The 13,723-nt window shown below is 74.4% G+C and carries 15 protein-coding genes; 8 read left to right on the top strand and 7 right to left on the bottom strand.

Going from position 1 to position 13,723, the window contains the following annotated elements:
- Positions 1-143: 143 nt before the first annotated feature.
- A complete protein-coding gene (locus ACFV2J_RS02785; RefSeq protein ID WP_385437078.1) occupies positions 144-584 on the bottom strand; it encodes a spore-associated protein A in 441 nt (146 codons plus the stop codon).
- A 379-nt stretch (positions 585-963) separates the two neighbouring features.
- On the opposite strand from ACFV2J_RS02785, the gene ACFV2J_RS02780 reads away from it, so the two are divergent.
- Both ACFV2J_RS02780 and ACFV2J_RS02775 read left to right on the top strand, forming a co-directional pair.
- Positions 964-1,347 (top strand): BlaI/MecI/CopY family transcriptional regulator, encoded by a 384-nt coding sequence (locus ACFV2J_RS02780; protein ID WP_385084552.1) that lies wholly within the window; start codon positions 964-966, stop codon positions 1,345-1,347.
- Positions 1,344-2,291 (top strand): M56 family metallopeptidase, encoded by a 948-nt coding sequence (locus ACFV2J_RS02775; RefSeq protein ID WP_385437076.1) that lies wholly within the window; start codon positions 1,344-1,346, stop codon positions 2,289-2,291. Before ACFV2J_RS02780 ends, ACFV2J_RS02775 begins: the two co-directional genes overlap by 4 nt.
- A gap of 434 nt (positions 2,292-2,725) precedes the next feature.
- Here ACFV2J_RS02775 and ACFV2J_RS02770 read toward each other — a convergent pair whose 3' ends face one another.
- Positions 2,726-3,544, bottom strand: a complete 819-nt coding sequence (locus ACFV2J_RS02770) for a hypothetical protein (protein ID WP_385084546.1) — start codon at positions 3,542-3,544, stop codon at positions 2,726-2,728.
- A 223-nt stretch (positions 3,545-3,767) separates the two neighbouring features.
- Positions 3,768-5,126: a histidine kinase dimerization/phospho-acceptor domain-containing protein gene (locus ACFV2J_RS02765; RefSeq protein WP_385084544.1), complete on the bottom strand. Its 1,359-nt coding sequence runs from the start codon at positions 5,124-5,126 to the stop codon at positions 3,768-3,770.
- A 164-nt stretch (positions 5,127-5,290) separates the two neighbouring features.
- Here ACFV2J_RS02765 and ACFV2J_RS02760 point away from each other — a divergent pair, with 164 nt between their 5' ends.
- The 5 genes from ACFV2J_RS02760 (at position 5,291) to ACFV2J_RS02740 (ending at position 10,888) form a co-directional block, all read left to right on the top strand.
- Positions 5,291-5,908, top strand: a complete 618-nt coding sequence (locus tag ACFV2J_RS02760; protein ID WP_385084542.1) for a hypothetical protein — start codon at positions 5,291-5,293, stop codon at positions 5,906-5,908.
- 137 nt (positions 5,909-6,045) lie between these two features.
- On the top strand, positions 6,046-6,690 hold the full coding sequence (locus tag ACFV2J_RS02755; protein WP_385084558.1) for an ABC transporter ATP-binding protein: 645 nt from the start codon (positions 6,046-6,048) through the stop codon (positions 6,688-6,690).
- On the top strand, positions 6,677-7,423 hold the full coding sequence (locus tag ACFV2J_RS02750) for an ABC transporter ATP-binding protein (protein WP_385084540.1): 747 nt from the start codon (positions 6,677-6,679) through the stop codon (positions 7,421-7,423). Before ACFV2J_RS02755 ends, ACFV2J_RS02750 begins: the two co-directional genes overlap by 14 nt.
- A gap of 55 nt (positions 7,424-7,478) precedes the next feature.
- Positions 7,479-10,127 (top strand): FtsX-like permease family protein, encoded by a 2,649-nt coding sequence (locus ACFV2J_RS02745; RefSeq protein WP_385084538.1) that lies wholly within the window; start codon positions 7,479-7,481, stop codon positions 10,125-10,127.
- Positions 10,128-10,156: 29 nt separating this feature from the next.
- The gene (locus tag ACFV2J_RS02740; protein ID WP_385084536.1) at positions 10,157-10,888 is read left to right on the top strand and encodes a response regulator transcription factor; all 732 of its coding nucleotides are present in this window, start codon (positions 10,157-10,159) and stop codon (positions 10,886-10,888) included.
- Between the two features lie 196 nt (positions 10,889-11,084).
- Here ACFV2J_RS02740 and ACFV2J_RS02735 read toward each other — a convergent pair whose 3' ends face one another.
- The 4 genes from ACFV2J_RS02735 to ACFV2J_RS02720 all read right to left on the bottom strand — a co-directional run bounded on the left by ACFV2J_RS02735 (position 11,085) and on the right by ACFV2J_RS02720 (position 13,231).
- Entirely contained in the window at positions 11,085-11,702 is a 618-nt protein-coding gene (locus ACFV2J_RS02735; protein WP_385437071.1) for a hypothetical protein, read from the bottom strand.
- A gap of 52 nt (positions 11,703-11,754) precedes the next feature.
- Positions 11,755-12,552, bottom strand: coding sequence for a polysaccharide deacetylase family protein (locus ACFV2J_RS02730; protein WP_385084532.1), 798 nt, complete (start codon positions 12,550-12,552; stop codon positions 11,755-11,757).
- Between the two features lie 11 nt (positions 12,553-12,563).
- Positions 12,564-12,692 (bottom strand): hypothetical protein, encoded by a 129-nt coding sequence (locus ACFV2J_RS02725; protein WP_385437069.1) that lies wholly within the window; start codon positions 12,690-12,692, stop codon positions 12,564-12,566.
- 227 nt (positions 12,693-12,919) lie between these two features.
- Positions 12,920-13,231, bottom strand: coding sequence for a hypothetical protein (locus ACFV2J_RS02720; RefSeq protein WP_385097284.1), 312 nt, complete (start codon positions 13,229-13,231; stop codon positions 12,920-12,922).
- A gap of 104 nt (positions 13,232-13,335) precedes the next feature.
- On the opposite strand from ACFV2J_RS02720, the gene ACFV2J_RS02715 reads away from it, so the two are divergent.
- The gene (locus ACFV2J_RS02715) at positions 13,336-13,566 is read left to right on the top strand and encodes a DUF4287 domain-containing protein (RefSeq protein WP_148008763.1); all 231 of its coding nucleotides are present in this window, start codon (positions 13,336-13,338) and stop codon (positions 13,564-13,566) included.
- Positions 13,567-13,723 lie beyond the last annotated feature (157 nt).

The following is a 13,723-nucleotide window of genomic DNA, read 5'->3' as shown; positions in this document are numbered from 1 at the left end:
GGCCCCGCCGGGGGCGGGCGCGTGGGGCCGGACCCGGCGGGGGCGGGGGGTCGGCACGCGCGTCCGCGGCGGGACCGGGACGGGACGTGTCGCGGCGCTGGGGCGGGTTGCGAAAGCCCCGCCCGCCCGACTCGCGACGCGCCCTAGCCGCAGTTGGTGCCGTACTCCTGGAAGCGCGTTCCGTCCATCGCGCCCCACCAGTCCACGCAGGAGCCGGTGGCGGAGACGTAGACAGGGCCGACGTAGGAGCGGAAGGTACCGCCGTCCTGGTCGGCGTAGATCTCGCTGCCGGTGCGCCGGATGTACAGCTCCATGGCGACCGGGTCACCCGCGACGTTCCGGATGGCCACCGCGCAGTTCTTGCCCGTGGCGGAGTTGTAGGTGAGGTACGCGGTGCCGATGCCGCCGATCGGCGTGGAGTTGACGGTCTTGTAGCCCGTACCGCAGGCACCGTTGTACGCGGCGGTCGCCGTCGTGGCGGCGGTGGCGGGTGCCGCCGACGCCGCCGGTGCCAGAGCCGTGAGGGCTGCGGCGCTCACGGCCGCCGCCACCGCACCCTGCACCACGCGCATCATCCGTGACATTTCGTTCCCCGTTCGTCTCATCGGTCGAGTGGGCATCGGGGCACCCGGTTCTCGCGGGCCGCCCGACGCCTTTCCGTACGCCAAGTACGACCGGCCAGGACCTCCACCCGTTGTGGCCGTCTCGGCAACGACTCCGTGCCGCACGTCATGGACACGCACCAGTTCGGTGAACTCCACGCGGTGGGGGTTGCGGTGGCGCCCACGCGGTCCCGGGTTCGTGGCCGCGGGCGCCCGCGGCCGGGACGGCCTCACACCGCGACCAGTAGATTGGGCACACCTCACAAGCGCGCATGTCCGCGGTCACGCGGACGTGGAGGGGGGCGTGGAAGGGCGGGTGCGCGAGGTGCACCGGCCGAGGACGCCGGAGAACGGGAGAGGGATGCCGGACAACCGCCGGGACGGCAGACGCCCGCACGGTGAGCTCGTCGCGGAGGTGCTGGCCGTGCTGGGGGAGACCGGCGAGCCGATGACCGCGCGGCAGGTCGACGCGGCGCTCGACAGGGGGCCGGCGAGGACGACGACGGCCACCATCCCGACCCGGCTCCACGAGAAGGGCACGCTGCGCCGGATCCCGTCGGGCCGGGGCTTCGCCCCCGAGCCGGTGCAGGACGCCGCCGGGGCCGTCGCCGGGCGCATGCGACGCGAGCTGGAGAGCGAGCCCGGTCGTGATCTGGTGCCGAGGCGGTTCGTGTCCTCCCTCTCCGAGAGCGACGACGACACGTCGCGGCGCCTGCTCCTCGAAGACGAGGACGGCTCCGCGTGACCTACGCGCTGGCCCTGGTCGTGCTGGCCCTCGCGTTTCCGTGGGGCGCCTCCGTGGCCGCCCGCCGCCTGGCCGAAGTCCTCCCGCCCCGCGAGGCGTGCTGGACGCTGACATCCGCGGCGGTCCTCATGGCCGGGGGCACGGTCGCGGCGCTGATCGGCCTGTTCCACGTGCCCTTCCTCGCGGCACTCGAGCAGGTGCCGCCCGCGCGTGTCCTGGAGGTGTGGCCGGCCGCGGTCCCGATGGCCTGCGTGGCCGGCGCGGTCATGCTCGTCCAGTCGGTGTTGCTGGCGCGGCGGTGGTTCCAGCACCGTTCGCTGCTCAGGCGCGCCTGGCGATCGGCTGCCGGGGGAAGGGGCGCCGGGGACCTGCTGGTGCTGCGGGGGAGCGAGGTGGACGCCTTCGCGCTGCCCGGCTACCGGGGCCGCGGCGGGCGGATCGTGGTGACCTCCGGCATGGTGCGGGCCCTGAAGGCCCCGGAACGCGAGGTGCTGCTCGCCCACGAGCGCGCCCACCTGTCCGGCCGTCATCACCTGCTGTCCGCCGTGGTCGACCTGTCCACGACCGTGCACCCGGCGGCGCGGAGCCTGCGGGAGTCGCTGGGGTTCCACCTCGAACGCTGGGCGGACGAAGCGGCGGCCGCCGCCGTCGGAGACCGCAAGGTGGCGGCGGCGGCCATCGCCCGGGCGGCCCTGGCCGGAGCGTCCCAGAAGCGGCGCGCCGGTGGCGGGTATCCGCTGCTGTCAGTGGCGACCGGGCCGGTGCCCCGGCGGGTCGAGGCACTGCTCCTGCCGGCGCCCGCCGTCCCGCAGGGGGGTGCCCGGCAGGCGGGTGCCCTGGGGCTGGCGGCGACGGTGGCCGTTCTGGCGCTGGCGGCGCTCACACTGGCCTACGGGCTGCACGAGTACGTGGAACATGCGGCCGTCGCCGTACGAGGAAGCTGACCCCCGACCGTCCGCCGCGCGCCGGGACTCGACGTCTCCCCATCGCGGGGGCGATCCCGACGGACCGGCGTGGGGCCTCCGTTGGACGGGTGGCGGGTGACGGATGACGGGGTTCAGCCGCGGATCAGCCCTGCCGTTCGCTCCGTGGCGGGCGCCCGGCGACCGAACGCGCTGGGGCCGAGGACGTCGTCGGCGTGGCCGGGGATCAGGGCGTGGTCGTGGGTGACGAGGACGACCGCGAGGGATGTCGGGGCGGTGGGCCGTCACGTACGGGCCGGGGACCACGGTGTGCCGCGCCGACACGGCTCCCCGGCCGCCGCGACGCGCCCGAGGCCGAGGCGCGGCCGCCGGCGTCCTGCCGTCCCGGCCCGTTCCCGGCGTCCTGCCGTCCCGGCCCGTTCCCGGCGTCCTGCCGTCCCGGCCCGCTCCGGGCGTCAGGCCGGGACGGCCGTGCGGCGTTCCTGGATCTGGGCGTAGGCCATGAGGCCGAACAGGGCGGCGAGCAGCACGGCGGACGAGCCGGCGGTGCCGAGGTCGAGGCCGCCCTTCGCGTGCGGTTTGGTGAGGAAGTCACCGGCGGTGGCGCCCAGCGGCCGCGTGAGGACGAAGGCGATCCAGAACAGCAGGACGTTCGGCACCGCGGGGACCCTCATCAGCGCGACGAGCACCGCCAGCAGCCCGGAGACGAGCAGCGCCCCGCCGAGGTAGCCGAGGCCGGAGCTGTCGGAGAGGAAGTCGCCCATGGACGTGCCGAGCGTGTTCGAGACGAGGATCGCCGACCAGAACAGGGCCTCGGCGCGGAAGGTCACGATGTCGCGGATCTGGAACGTCATCCCGCTCAGCTTCCAGGCGAGGAAGATCGCGAGGAGGACCGAGACCAGGATGGCGGCGCCTTCGGGATAGCCCAGCCCGAGACCCTGCGGGCCCCAGCCGAGCGACGTCGCCCCGGCCGAGAGGTACTTGGCGCTGGCGTCGCGGTTCATGAAGTCGGACATCGTGGTGCCGGCCATGCTGGTCGAAAGGATCACGGTCCAGTAGAAGAACGGGTTGTAGCGACGGGACCTGAGCTGGACGACCAGCGTCACCACGAACATCAGGAACAGGGCGACCGTGGTCACGAAGTAGCCGAGCCCGAGGGTCTGGGCGAACAGGTCGCCCGCCGTCTCCCCCAGGGTCGTCGCGGCGATCTTCATGACCCAGAACGCCAGAGTGACCTCGGGCAGCTTCTTCATCACCGAGTTCGTCGAAGTCAAGAGAGTGCTCCCGTCGTGCCTGGGGGAGCCGGCGTCCGCCGGACCCCGACGAGGTCCGGCCGAACTCGTCCGGCCACCCCTTCGTGGCGGAGGCACACACCGCCGCCGGTTACAAGGTCCCCGTCGAAAGGCGCTCGATCCCGCCCGACCGCGTGAATCCACCCGACAGGGCGACGACGGAGGTGCCTCCCCTCGCGGCACCGGCCCGAGGAGGCGTACGGAGCTACGCGTCCCGGTCCGTCCCGCCGTCGCCCCGGCCGGGCGCCCCGTGCTCGTCGTACCGCTCCTCCTGACGGACGGGGACGAGCAGGGTGAACGTCGTGGGGCCGGCGTTCGTCAGGAGGAGCCGGCCGCCCAGGGAGGCGGCCAGGTCGCGGGCGAGAGCGAGGCCGATGCCCGTGCCGCCGCCGTCACCGCCCGAGTGGCCGCGGTCGAACAGGTGGCCGGGCTCGATGGTCAGTACGCCCTCGTCGGCGACGTCGAAGGCCAGGGCATCGGCGAGATCACGGACCGAGACGCGGACGCTGCCCCGGCCGTGCGTCCGCGCGTTGTCCAGCACGACCCCGAGGATCTCGGCGACCGGGCCGCCCGGAACCCGTACGTCGGCGGGGGCGTCCCGCACCCCGCACTCCAGACGCCGCCCGTCCTGCGCGAACAGCCCGTGCCACAGGTCGCCGGTCTCCTCCAGGAGCGCGGCGACCGGGCGGTCGGACGCGGGCCGGTTCGGCGGGAGGGGCGAGCCCGCCAGGCGCAGCACCTCCTCCACGGTGTGGTGCAGCCGCCGGGTGGCGGCCAGGGCCTCCCGCAGCACCGGCCGCAGCCGGCCGTCGTCCTCCTGCGAAAGGCCCGCCTCCAGGGTGAGCTGGAGCCCGGTCAGCGGTGTGCGCAGCTGGTGCGAGGCGTTCGAGGTGAAGTTCCGTTCGTGCCGCAGGAGTTCGGACAGGCTGTGCAGCATGTCGTTGTGCGTGAGGGCGACCTGGTCGATCTCCGCGACGGTGCTGGGGGCGGCCCGGGCGTTCAGGTCGCCGGCGGTGACGGCCCGGCAGTGCCGGGAGAGGTCCTCCAGGGGGCGGGCGAGGGCACGTGCCTGGCGCCGGGCGACGAGTACACCGACCGTGAGGGCGAGCACGGCCGCGCCGAGCAGCGCCGCCCAGCCGAGGAGGACCTGGGTACGGACGGCGGACACGGCGGAGGAGGTCCGGACGACGCCGATGACCTTCTCGTCGTGGGAGACGGGCACGGCGACGACGAGTTCGCCGCCCGACCGGGTGCGCGCGATGACACCGCCGAGCGACCGGCGCACCGCCGCGTCGCCGGTCCGAGGGCCGCTGCCCGCGCGCAGCCGCGGAGCGGGGTCGTAGAGACCGAGGCGTCCGGCCGCTCCCGGTGACGGCAGTTCGACGGGGTCACCCGTCGTGTAGTCGGGACTGACGCGGACGGCGGCGGCGAGAGCGGCCCGTTCGAGTGTGTCGCGCTGGTGCGCGTACAAGGAGGACCTGATGGCGAGAGCCAGGGGGATCGCGAGGAGGACCAGCGCGACCAGCACCGCGGTGACCGCCACCCGCACGACACGCTGTCTCATGTCACCCATCATGCGGGCCCCCGGCTTCGGGGTGCGGGGCGCGCCGCACGCTTTTGCCGTCGTCTAACCCTCGTCGTGCGGAGCGTTAACCAGGCCGTTCCTAGCGTGGCCGACATGACCGCCCGCCCCGGGCGGTGCCCAGGTTCTTTCAGGAGGGCAGGACCATGTCACGCGCACGAACGTACGGCGCCGTCGCACTCGTACTCGCGGCGGCGGTGAGCACCGGATGCTCGGGAGCCTCCGCCGGTGCGGATCCGGGCTCCGCCGTGGCGTCGAAGGACACGTCAGGCGACGCCGCCCCGCCCACCGAGTTCAATCCCCCCGGTGACATCCCCGACAACCAGGCGTACGTCGCCTACCGGCCCTCCGGCGGCGGGTTCACGGTCAAGGTGCCCGAGGGGTGGGCCCGTACCGCGAAGGGCACCGCCACCGTCTTCACCGACAAGCTCAACCACGTCCGCGTCGAGGCCGTCGCGGCGTCCGCCGCTCCCACCGTCCCCTCCGTCACCGGCCAGGTCGTCCCGCGGCTGAAAGGGCAGGTACCGAAGTTCGGCGGAGCCGAGGTGACGCGGGTGACCCGGCACGCGGGACCGGTCGTCCTGCTGAAGTACCAGGGCGACAGCGCGTCCGACCCGGTGACCGGGAAGGTGGTGCGCGACGCGTTCGAACGGTACGCGTTCTACCGGCAGGGACACGAGGTGGACGTCACGCTGTCCGGGCCCGTCAACGCCGACAACGTGGACCCCTGGCGGATCGTCAGCGACTCCTTCGCGTGGCAGTGAGAGGGAGCACCGTGTCCGTCCTCGCCTCCCCGTTCTGGTCACGGGTCCGCTCACGCACCCGGCCTCCGGCCCCGTCCTCGCACCGGCCCCCCGCGCAGTCCCCGTCCGGGTCCCCGGACGCCCTCGAAGCACGGGAGCTGTACCGCTTCCTGCGCGCGGGTGACGAGGAGACCCTCGCGCTGCGCGGGGTGTCGCTCCGGGTCGGGCGCGGCGAGACCGTCGCCGTCGTCGGACCGTCCGGAGCGGGCAAGTCCACGCTGCTGTCCTGCCTCGCCGGCCTCGACGAACCCTCGGGCGGCGAGGTGCGGGTGGCGGGCGTGCGCATCAGCCACCGCCCCGAGACCGAACGCGCTCGGCTGCGCGCCCGCCACATCGGCGTGCTGCTCCAGACCCGCAACCTCGTGCCCCACCTCGACGTGCGCGACAACGTCCGCCTCGCGCAGAGCGCGGTGCGCGGGCGGCCCGGCCTGCGGGCCACGGAACTGCTCGAACAGGTCGGACTCGCGGGCCGGGCCCACGCGCTGCCCCAGCAGCTCTCCGGCGGCGAACTGGCACGGGCGGGACTGGCCGTCGCCCTCGCCAACTCACCGGAGGTCCTGCTCGCCGACGAGCCCACCGGTGAACTCGACGGCGACACCGAACGCCTGATCCTGCGCATGCTGCGCGACCGCGCCGAACTCGGCTGCGCGGTACTGATCGTCACCCACAGCGCCGAGGCCGTACGGGTCGCCGACCGGGTGATCACCCTGGACGACGGGAGGGCGAGCGATGTCCCCGCGTGAACCACTGACGCGCCGGGACGGGACCGCGGCGCCGCCCGCCGACCGGCCCGGGGCCCCGGACGCCGCCCTGGCCGTCTGCCGGGACGCCGCTCTCACCTTCGGGCGGGGCGCGCACGCCGTGGTCGCCGTGCACGGGGCGCGTCTGACCGTGCGGGCCGGTGACCGGCTCGCCGTGGTCGGGCCCTCGGGGTCGGGCAAGTCCTCGCTGCTGCATCTGCTGGCCGGGCTGGAACGGCCGACGAGCGGCACGGTCGGCTGGCCCGCCCTGGACGGCCCCCGCGACATCGGGCTCGTCTTCCAGGGCGACAGCCTGATCCCCGCCCTCGACGTCGCGGAGAACACCGCCCTGCCGCTCGTGCTCGCCGGGACGGCCGACGCCCTGGCACGGCGGGCAGCCCTTGAGGCGCTGGCTCTGGTGGACGCCGCCGATCTGGCGGAGCGCCTGCCGGAGGAGATCTCGGGAGGCCAGGCGCAGCGCGTCGCCGCCGCCCGCGTCCTCGCGCAGGCTCCCCGGCTCATCCTGGCCGACGAACCGACCGGGCGCCTCGACCACGCCACCGGCGCCCGTGTCCTGACCGCCCTGCTGACCGCGGCCGACGCGACGGGCGCGGCCCTCGTCGTCACCACCCACGACCCGGCGGTCGCCGCCCGTCTCACCACCCGGCTCACCATGCGCGACGGCCGGCTGCTCGGCACCGCGGAGACCGCGCGCGACCAGGAGGCACGGCCGTGAACCTCGCCGCCACCCAGGCACCCACGCACACCGCTCGCGACTCGGAGACCCCGTCATGAACACCGCATGGGCCGGCGGACTGGCCCGGCACCGCACCGGCCGGCTGCTGGCCGCCCTCGCGGGGGTGGCGCTGGCCGTCGCCCTCATCGCCGCCCTCGGCTCCTTCCTCACCGCGTCGAAGGCGACCATGACCCAGCGCGCCGTGCGCTCGGTCGCGGTCGACTGGCAGGTCGAGGTGCAGCCCGGCGCCGACCCGCGGACGACGTTGTCGCTGGTCCGGCACACGCCCGGCATCCGCACCGCCGTCCCGGTCGGGTTCGCCCGCAGCAGCGGGTTCACCGCGCGGACCGGGGGCAGCACCCAGACGACGGGCCCCGGCGTGGTGCTGGGGATACCCGACGGATACCCGCGTCTGTTCCCGGGCCAGGTACGCCGGTTGACCGGCGCGGCCGACGGCGTCCTGCTGGCCCAGCAGACCGCCTCGAACCTGCACGTCGCTCCCGGCGACACCATCGGCATCCGCCTGCCCGGAACCGGCCCGCATCAGGTCCGGGTCGCCGGCGTCGTCGACCTCCCCCAGGCGGATTCGCTGTTCCAGAAGGTCGGCGCACCCACCGGGTCACAGCCGACCGCACCACCCGACAACGTCGTCCTGCTCCCGTCGGCCCGGTTCGCCTCCCTCACCGCCCGCGCGGCCGGCGCCGCCGTCACCACCCAGATCCACGCCTCCCGGGACGCCCGGCTGCCGTCCGACCCCGCCGCCGCCTTCACCGCGGTGACCGGAGCCGCCCACAACCTGGAGGCCCGCGCCTCCGGTGGGGTGCTCGTGGGCGACAACCTGGGCGCCGCGCTCGACTCCGCCCGCCAGGACGCGCTCTACGCGCAGATCCTCTTCTTGTTCCTGGGCATGCCGGGCGCGGTGCTGGCCGCCGCCCTGACCGCCTCCGTCGCGGCCGCCGGCGGTGAACGGCGCCGCCAGGAGCAGGGTCTGCTGCGCCTGCGCGGGCTGCCGCCACGGCGTATCGCCGCCCTGTCGGGCCTGGAGGCCGCGCTGGTGGGTGTCACCGGCGGCCTCGCCGGAACCGGGCTCGCCGCGCTGACCGGCCGATTCGCCTTCGGCTCCGCCTCCTTCGGGGCACGGACGGCCTCCTGGCTCGTCTGGTACGCCGTCGCCTTCCTGCTGGGCGCCGCCGTGGCGGCGGGAGCCGTGCTGGTCCCGGCGCTGCGCGACCTGCGCACCGTGACGGTCGCCGACACCCGCAGGCCCGAACGCCGTACGGGGTCGCCCTGGTGGCTGCGGTACGGGCTCGACCTCGCCCTGCTGCTCGGCTCCTGGCTGGTCTTCCGGGCCTCGTCGGGCAATCAGTACGCCCTCGTCCTGGCCCCGGAGGGCGTGCCGAGCGTCTCCGTCTCGTACTGGGCGTTCCTGGGCCCCGCACTGCTGTGGGCGGGCGCCGCGCTGCTGCTGTGGCGGCTCACGCTCCTCGCGCTGACACACGGCCGCGGCGTGCTGACCAGGCTCTCGCGCCCCCTGGCCTCGGACCTGGCCGGGACGACGGCGGCCGTCCTGTCCAGGCGCCGACGCCCGCTGGCCCGCTCCGTGGTCCTGCTGGCGCTCGCCGTGTCGTTCGCGGTGTCCACGGCGACGTTCAACACGACCTACCGTCAGCAGGCGGAGGTCGACGCGCGGCTGACCAACGGCGCCGACGTCACGGTCACCGAGCCGCCCGGGGCCGCGACACCGCCCGGCGCGGCATCCTCCCTGAAGGTCTCCGGCGTGCGCCATGTCGAGCCGCTCCAGCACCGGTTCGCCTACGTCGGCTCCGACCTCCAGGACCTCTACGGGGTACGGCCCGGGACGATCGCCGCGGCGACCTCGCTCCAGGACGCGTACTTCTCGGGAGGCAGCGCCCGCTCACTCATGGACCTGCTCGCGCGCCGGCCCGACGCCCTGCTGGTCAGCGCCGAGACCGTGCACGACTTCCAGCTGGCGCCCGGCGACACCGTCAACCTCCGTGTGCAGGACGGCCGGACGAAGACGCTGCGCACGGTGCCCTTCCACTACGCGGGGATCGCCAAGGAGTTCCCCACCGCGCCGAAGGACAGCTTCTTCATCGCCAACGCCTCGTACGTGGCCCGGGCCACCGGCACCGACGCGGTGGGCGCCTTCCTCGTGGACACCGGCGGCACGCGTCAGAAGGAGGTCGCCGCACGCCTGCGACAGCGCCTGGGCACGGGCTCGACCGTCACGGACCTCACCACCACCCGGGGCACCGTCGGCACCAGCCTCACCTCCGTCGACCTGGCCGGTCTCACCCGGATCGAGCTGGTCTTCGCGGTGCTGCTGGCGGCCGGCGCGGGCGGGCTCGTCCTCGCGCTCGGTCTCGCCGAACGGCGTCGCACCTTCGCCGTCGCCACGGTTCTCGGCGCCCGGCGCCGTCAGCTGCGCGGCATGGTCCTCACGGAAGCGCTGCTGCTGACGACGGCCGGTTTGGCCGGTGGCGCGCTCATCGGCTGGGCGTTGTCGGAGATGCTGGTCAAGGTGCTGACAGGGGTGTTCGACCCGCCGCCCACGGCTCCGGCGGTGCCCGGCGGCTACCTGGCGCTGACCGGTCTCGCGGCGGCGACCGCCGTCCTGGCCGCTGCTCTGAACGGAGTGCGCGGGGCCGCCCGGCCGGCTGTCGAGGAACTCCGGGATCTGTGACGGTGCCGGCACGCCCTACGCTGCCGGGCATGCGCACGCCCACGGCAGCGGACCCCGCCCGAACCCGTCCCGTCCAGGTCCTCGTCGTCGAGGACGACGAGACCATCGGCCGGCACCTCGACACCGGCCTGCGCGGCAACGGCTACGCGCCCACCTGGAGCAGGACGGGTTCGGGCGCGCTCGCCGAGGCCGCCAGGTCCGTGCACGACGTGCTCCTGCTGGACCTCGGACTGCCGGACATGGACGGGCTCGACGTGGCCCGTACGCTGCGCGCCCGCTTCCCGGATCTGCTGATCGTGATCCTCACCGCCCGGACGGACGACATCGACGTCATCGCGGGGCTCGACGCGGGGGCCGACGACTACCTGGTCAAGCCCTTCAGCCTGACCGTGCTGCTGGCGCGGCTCCGGGCCCATCTGCGGCGCCGGACGGTCGTCTCGCCGCCGCGGGAACCGATCCGGCTCGGCGACCTGGTCGTCGACGTCACCGCACGCCGCTGCACCCTCCACGCGCACGAAGTACGCCTGCGCCCCAAGGAGTTCGAGCTGCTGGCGGTGCTCGCCCGGCATGCGGGCGAGGCCGTGTCCCGGGAAACCCTGATGGCCGAGGTCTGGGACGAGAACTGGTTCGGGTCCACCAAGACGCTCGATGTCACCATGGCGGCGCTGCGCCGTCGGCTCACCGGACCGGAGGCCCAGGCGTACCGGATTCCACGCGTCACCACCCTGCGAGGGCACGGCTACCGCCTCGAACTCCCCTGAACACAGCGGGACATGCGCGGCCTGCGGCGCGGGACCGACGCCGCTCCGGGCGTCTTCCGGGCGCCGCGACGGTGGACACCACCAGCCCCGCCGTGACCCCGTCCGCCCGAGGGCGGGGTGCTCCGTCGACGCCGTCGGGCGCGGCGGCGGAGCAGGAAGGGCGGGGGCTCCCGCGCGAGTGGCGGTGGGAGCGGGGTCAGCCGGCGTCCGAGGTGCTGGTGCCGGGGGGCACCGGGGGGTCGTCGCGCCGGACGAGACGGTAGCTCTTGCGGTCGGTGGAAGCCGGCCACGGCCGGCGGTGTGCGGGGGCGGCGGGGTGCTTCACCTTCCGCGGCCGCACACTGCGTGCGGCGTTCACCAGGGCGACCATGGCCGGCGAGGCGGCCCACAACGTGCGGTACTGGTGTGTCGACACCCCGGCGAGCCGGGCGGCCACCGGCCAGGTCTCGCCCCGGCTGATGGCGATCACCACCACCCTGAGCTGTGCGGCCGTCACCCTGCCCCGCGGACGCGGTCCGTGGGCGGCCGCCAGTTCACCGGCCGCCTTGACGGCCGCGGCGAAAACGGGGTCCTTCTCCAGCCAGCCGTGAAGTACCCGGCCGGGCACTCCGGCCCATAGCGCGGCCGCGTCGGGGCCGAGTCCCAGCGCCGTGGCCTCCAGGACGCCGGCCATCCGCGACGCCGTCTCGCCCCGCTGGCTCGGCAGGCCGCCCAGCGGCTCGCGCAGCGCGTCCTCGACCTCCTCGCGCGCGCTGAGCCATGCCACGACGTGGGCCGCGCGCCGACCACTCTCCGGCCCCTCCGGTTCGTACACCGCCCGCCCCCGCTCCGCGACCTGAAGTGAGTGAGTGACCGACAACGAGCGACTACGACGAAGTAGACGGTCTACTGAACTGTAGACGATCGGCGGGTCGGGGGCGTTCCCGAGTGCGCGGACGGCGGGAGGCGCTCCCTCGCCATCCGTGGTCGCTCAGCGGGCCCACCCGATAGCCCTGGCGCGCGCAGGTGTCGAGGATGAGGGGGAGGGCACCCAGGGTGGCGCGCCAGGCTTCGGGGGCGGACGTGCAGTCGGAGTCGTGGAGCAGGACGGTGCCGCCGCCGTCCAGGTCGGCGGTGACGACACGGTGGACGGACTCGGGAGTGGCGTGTGCCGTCCAGTCCTCCCCCCAGCAGGTCCACAGCACCGGGGTGAGCCCGAGGCGGCGTGCCGCGAGGTGGGCCGCGGTCGACATCACTCCGTACGGCGGCCGGAAGAGGGTGGGCGGTTGCCCCGTGAGGGCGGTGAGGGTGTCGCGGGCCCGGGCCAGGTCGTCGTACGTGGCGCGCGGGCCACGGAGGAGGAGCGGGCGGTGCAGCCAGCCGTGGACGCCGATCTCGTGGCCGGCGGCGGCGATCTCCCGTACGACGTCCGGGGCGCGCCGGGCCTCGCTGCCGAGCAGGAAGAAGGTGGCACGGACCCCGCGTTGCGCGAGCAGCCGCAGGAAGAGCGGGGTGGACCGCGGGTCGGGTCCGTCGTCGAAGGTCAGCGCGACGTGGTCGGGGCGGCCACGGCCCGAGAGGCGGGGCATGGCGCGGTTGCGCAGCGGCCCGAAGGTGGAGACCACGGGGGCGGCGTGGGCGGCGACGAGAGCCGGCAGGGCGGCCAGGGCGGCCGTACGGAGCATGCGGCGGGAGGTCACGAGTGGTGGCCCCCGGGTCCCGCGCCCCGGCCGTCCCCGTGGTGGAGGTCGTCCAGGTCGAGGCTGTGGCCGATGGTCCGCGCCAGGCTGGGTCCGTCGAGCGCCGTGGCACCTCCCGTGACCACCGGGCCCCCCCCAAACGGAACCGCCCCCCCGCCCCGGGGGGGGCGCCCCGCTGTGGGGGCACGCACCCCCACAGCGCGCGCACCACACGCGCACCGGGCGACGCACCGCACACCACCGCAGCACCGGTGTGCCACCCGCACCGTTCCGACCCGCAGCGGCGTCCGCGCGGGCCGGATCCCCGGTGGTCGCGCCTTCGGGGCGGACTCGCGACGGTCGTCCGCGCGGGTCAGACCCCGGCCCGTTTCTGGGCCTCCTCCACCAGCCCGACCGCCTCCGCGAGTTCCGCCTCGTTCCTCAGTACGAGCGCCAAATCGTGCGCCGCGACGGTGATTTGGTCGGCGGCGGCGAACATCCCCGCCTCGGGCATCTCCCTGGGCTCGCCGGACGGGTCCTCCACACGCTGGGCACGCAGTGCCAACTCCCTGGCCAGACCCAGTGCCTCGGCAGCCGCCCCGCGCTGCAGCCGGCTCTGCGGGGCGGCCCGCAACCGGTCGGCGAAGTGGTCCACGGCTCGGGTCAGCGACGTCGTATCAAGCACGCCGCGAGACTACGCGCCGCGACGGGACTGTTGCCAACAACCCAACCCTCAGGCACCGTGGCGTGAAGGACCGGCTTACATCCCCTTTGCGTCCGGAGGCGCCGATGTCCCAAGTGTTCTCTCAGGAGACCCACCGCAATCTGCTCGCCCGCATCCCCCATTGCACCGGTCGTGAGATCTCCGACTGGCTGCGCACCGTCGACGAAGGCCCCGCGCTCTTCCGCTTCGAGGAGAAGGTCAGCTGGCTCCGCGCCGAGCACGACCTCGCGTACGGCCACGCCAAGGCGATCATTCACGAGTACGACCTGAGGAGGGCCGCGCGCAAACTGCTCTGAGCGCGCACCACCGGCACGACCAGGTGTTCCACCGACATCCCGACAGGCATCCGCGGACAGCGAAGGGCCAACGGAACCATGGTGTGAGGGGAAATGGGGAACAAGAACCCCGAGACGACAGACAGGTAGCAGGGAGGTTGAGACAGAGAATTGGGGT

It is taken from the genome of Streptomyces sp. NPDC059668, from assembly GCF_042734135.1.
Taxonomy (GTDB): domain Bacteria; phylum Actinomycetota; class Actinomycetes; order Streptomycetales; family Streptomycetaceae; genus Streptomyces.
This window is presented reverse-complemented; position numbering and strand designations above follow the sequence as displayed.

Bases quoted from the DNA above. Each gene is read 5' to 3' on its own strand.
- ACFV2J_RS02785 (WP_385437078.1), bottom strand. From the start codon at position 584: ATGTCACGGATGATGCGCGTGGTGCAGGGTGCGGTGGCGGCGGCCGTG.
- ACFV2J_RS02780 (WP_385084552.1), top strand. From the start codon at position 964: ATGCCGGACAACCGCCGGGACGGCAGACGCCCGCACGGTGAGCTCGTC.
- ACFV2J_RS02765 (WP_385084544.1), bottom strand. From the start codon at position 5,126: ATGAGACAGCGTGTCGTGCGGGTGGCGGTCACCGCGGTGCTGGTCGCG.
- ACFV2J_RS02760 (WP_385084542.1), top strand. From the start codon at position 5,291: ATGTCACGCGCACGAACGTACGGCGCCGTCGCACTCGTACTCGCGGCG.
- ACFV2J_RS02750 (WP_385084540.1), top strand. From the start codon at position 6,677: ATGTCCCCGCGTGAACCACTGACGCGCCGGGACGGGACCGCGGCGCCG.
- ACFV2J_RS02745 (WP_385084538.1), top strand. From the start codon at position 7,479: ATGAACACCGCATGGGCCGGCGGACTGGCCCGGCACCGCACCGGCCGG.
- ACFV2J_RS02740 (WP_385084536.1), top strand. From the start codon at position 10,157: ATGCGCACGCCCACGGCAGCGGACCCCGCCCGAACCCGTCCCGTCCAG.
- ACFV2J_RS02730 (WP_385084532.1), bottom strand. From the start codon at position 12,552: ATGCTCCGTACGGCCGCCCTGGCCGCCCTGCCGGCTCTCGTCGCCGCC.
- ACFV2J_RS02715 (WP_148008763.1), top strand. From the start codon at position 13,336: ATGTCCCAAGTGTTCTCTCAGGAGACCCACCGCAATCTGCTCGCCCGC.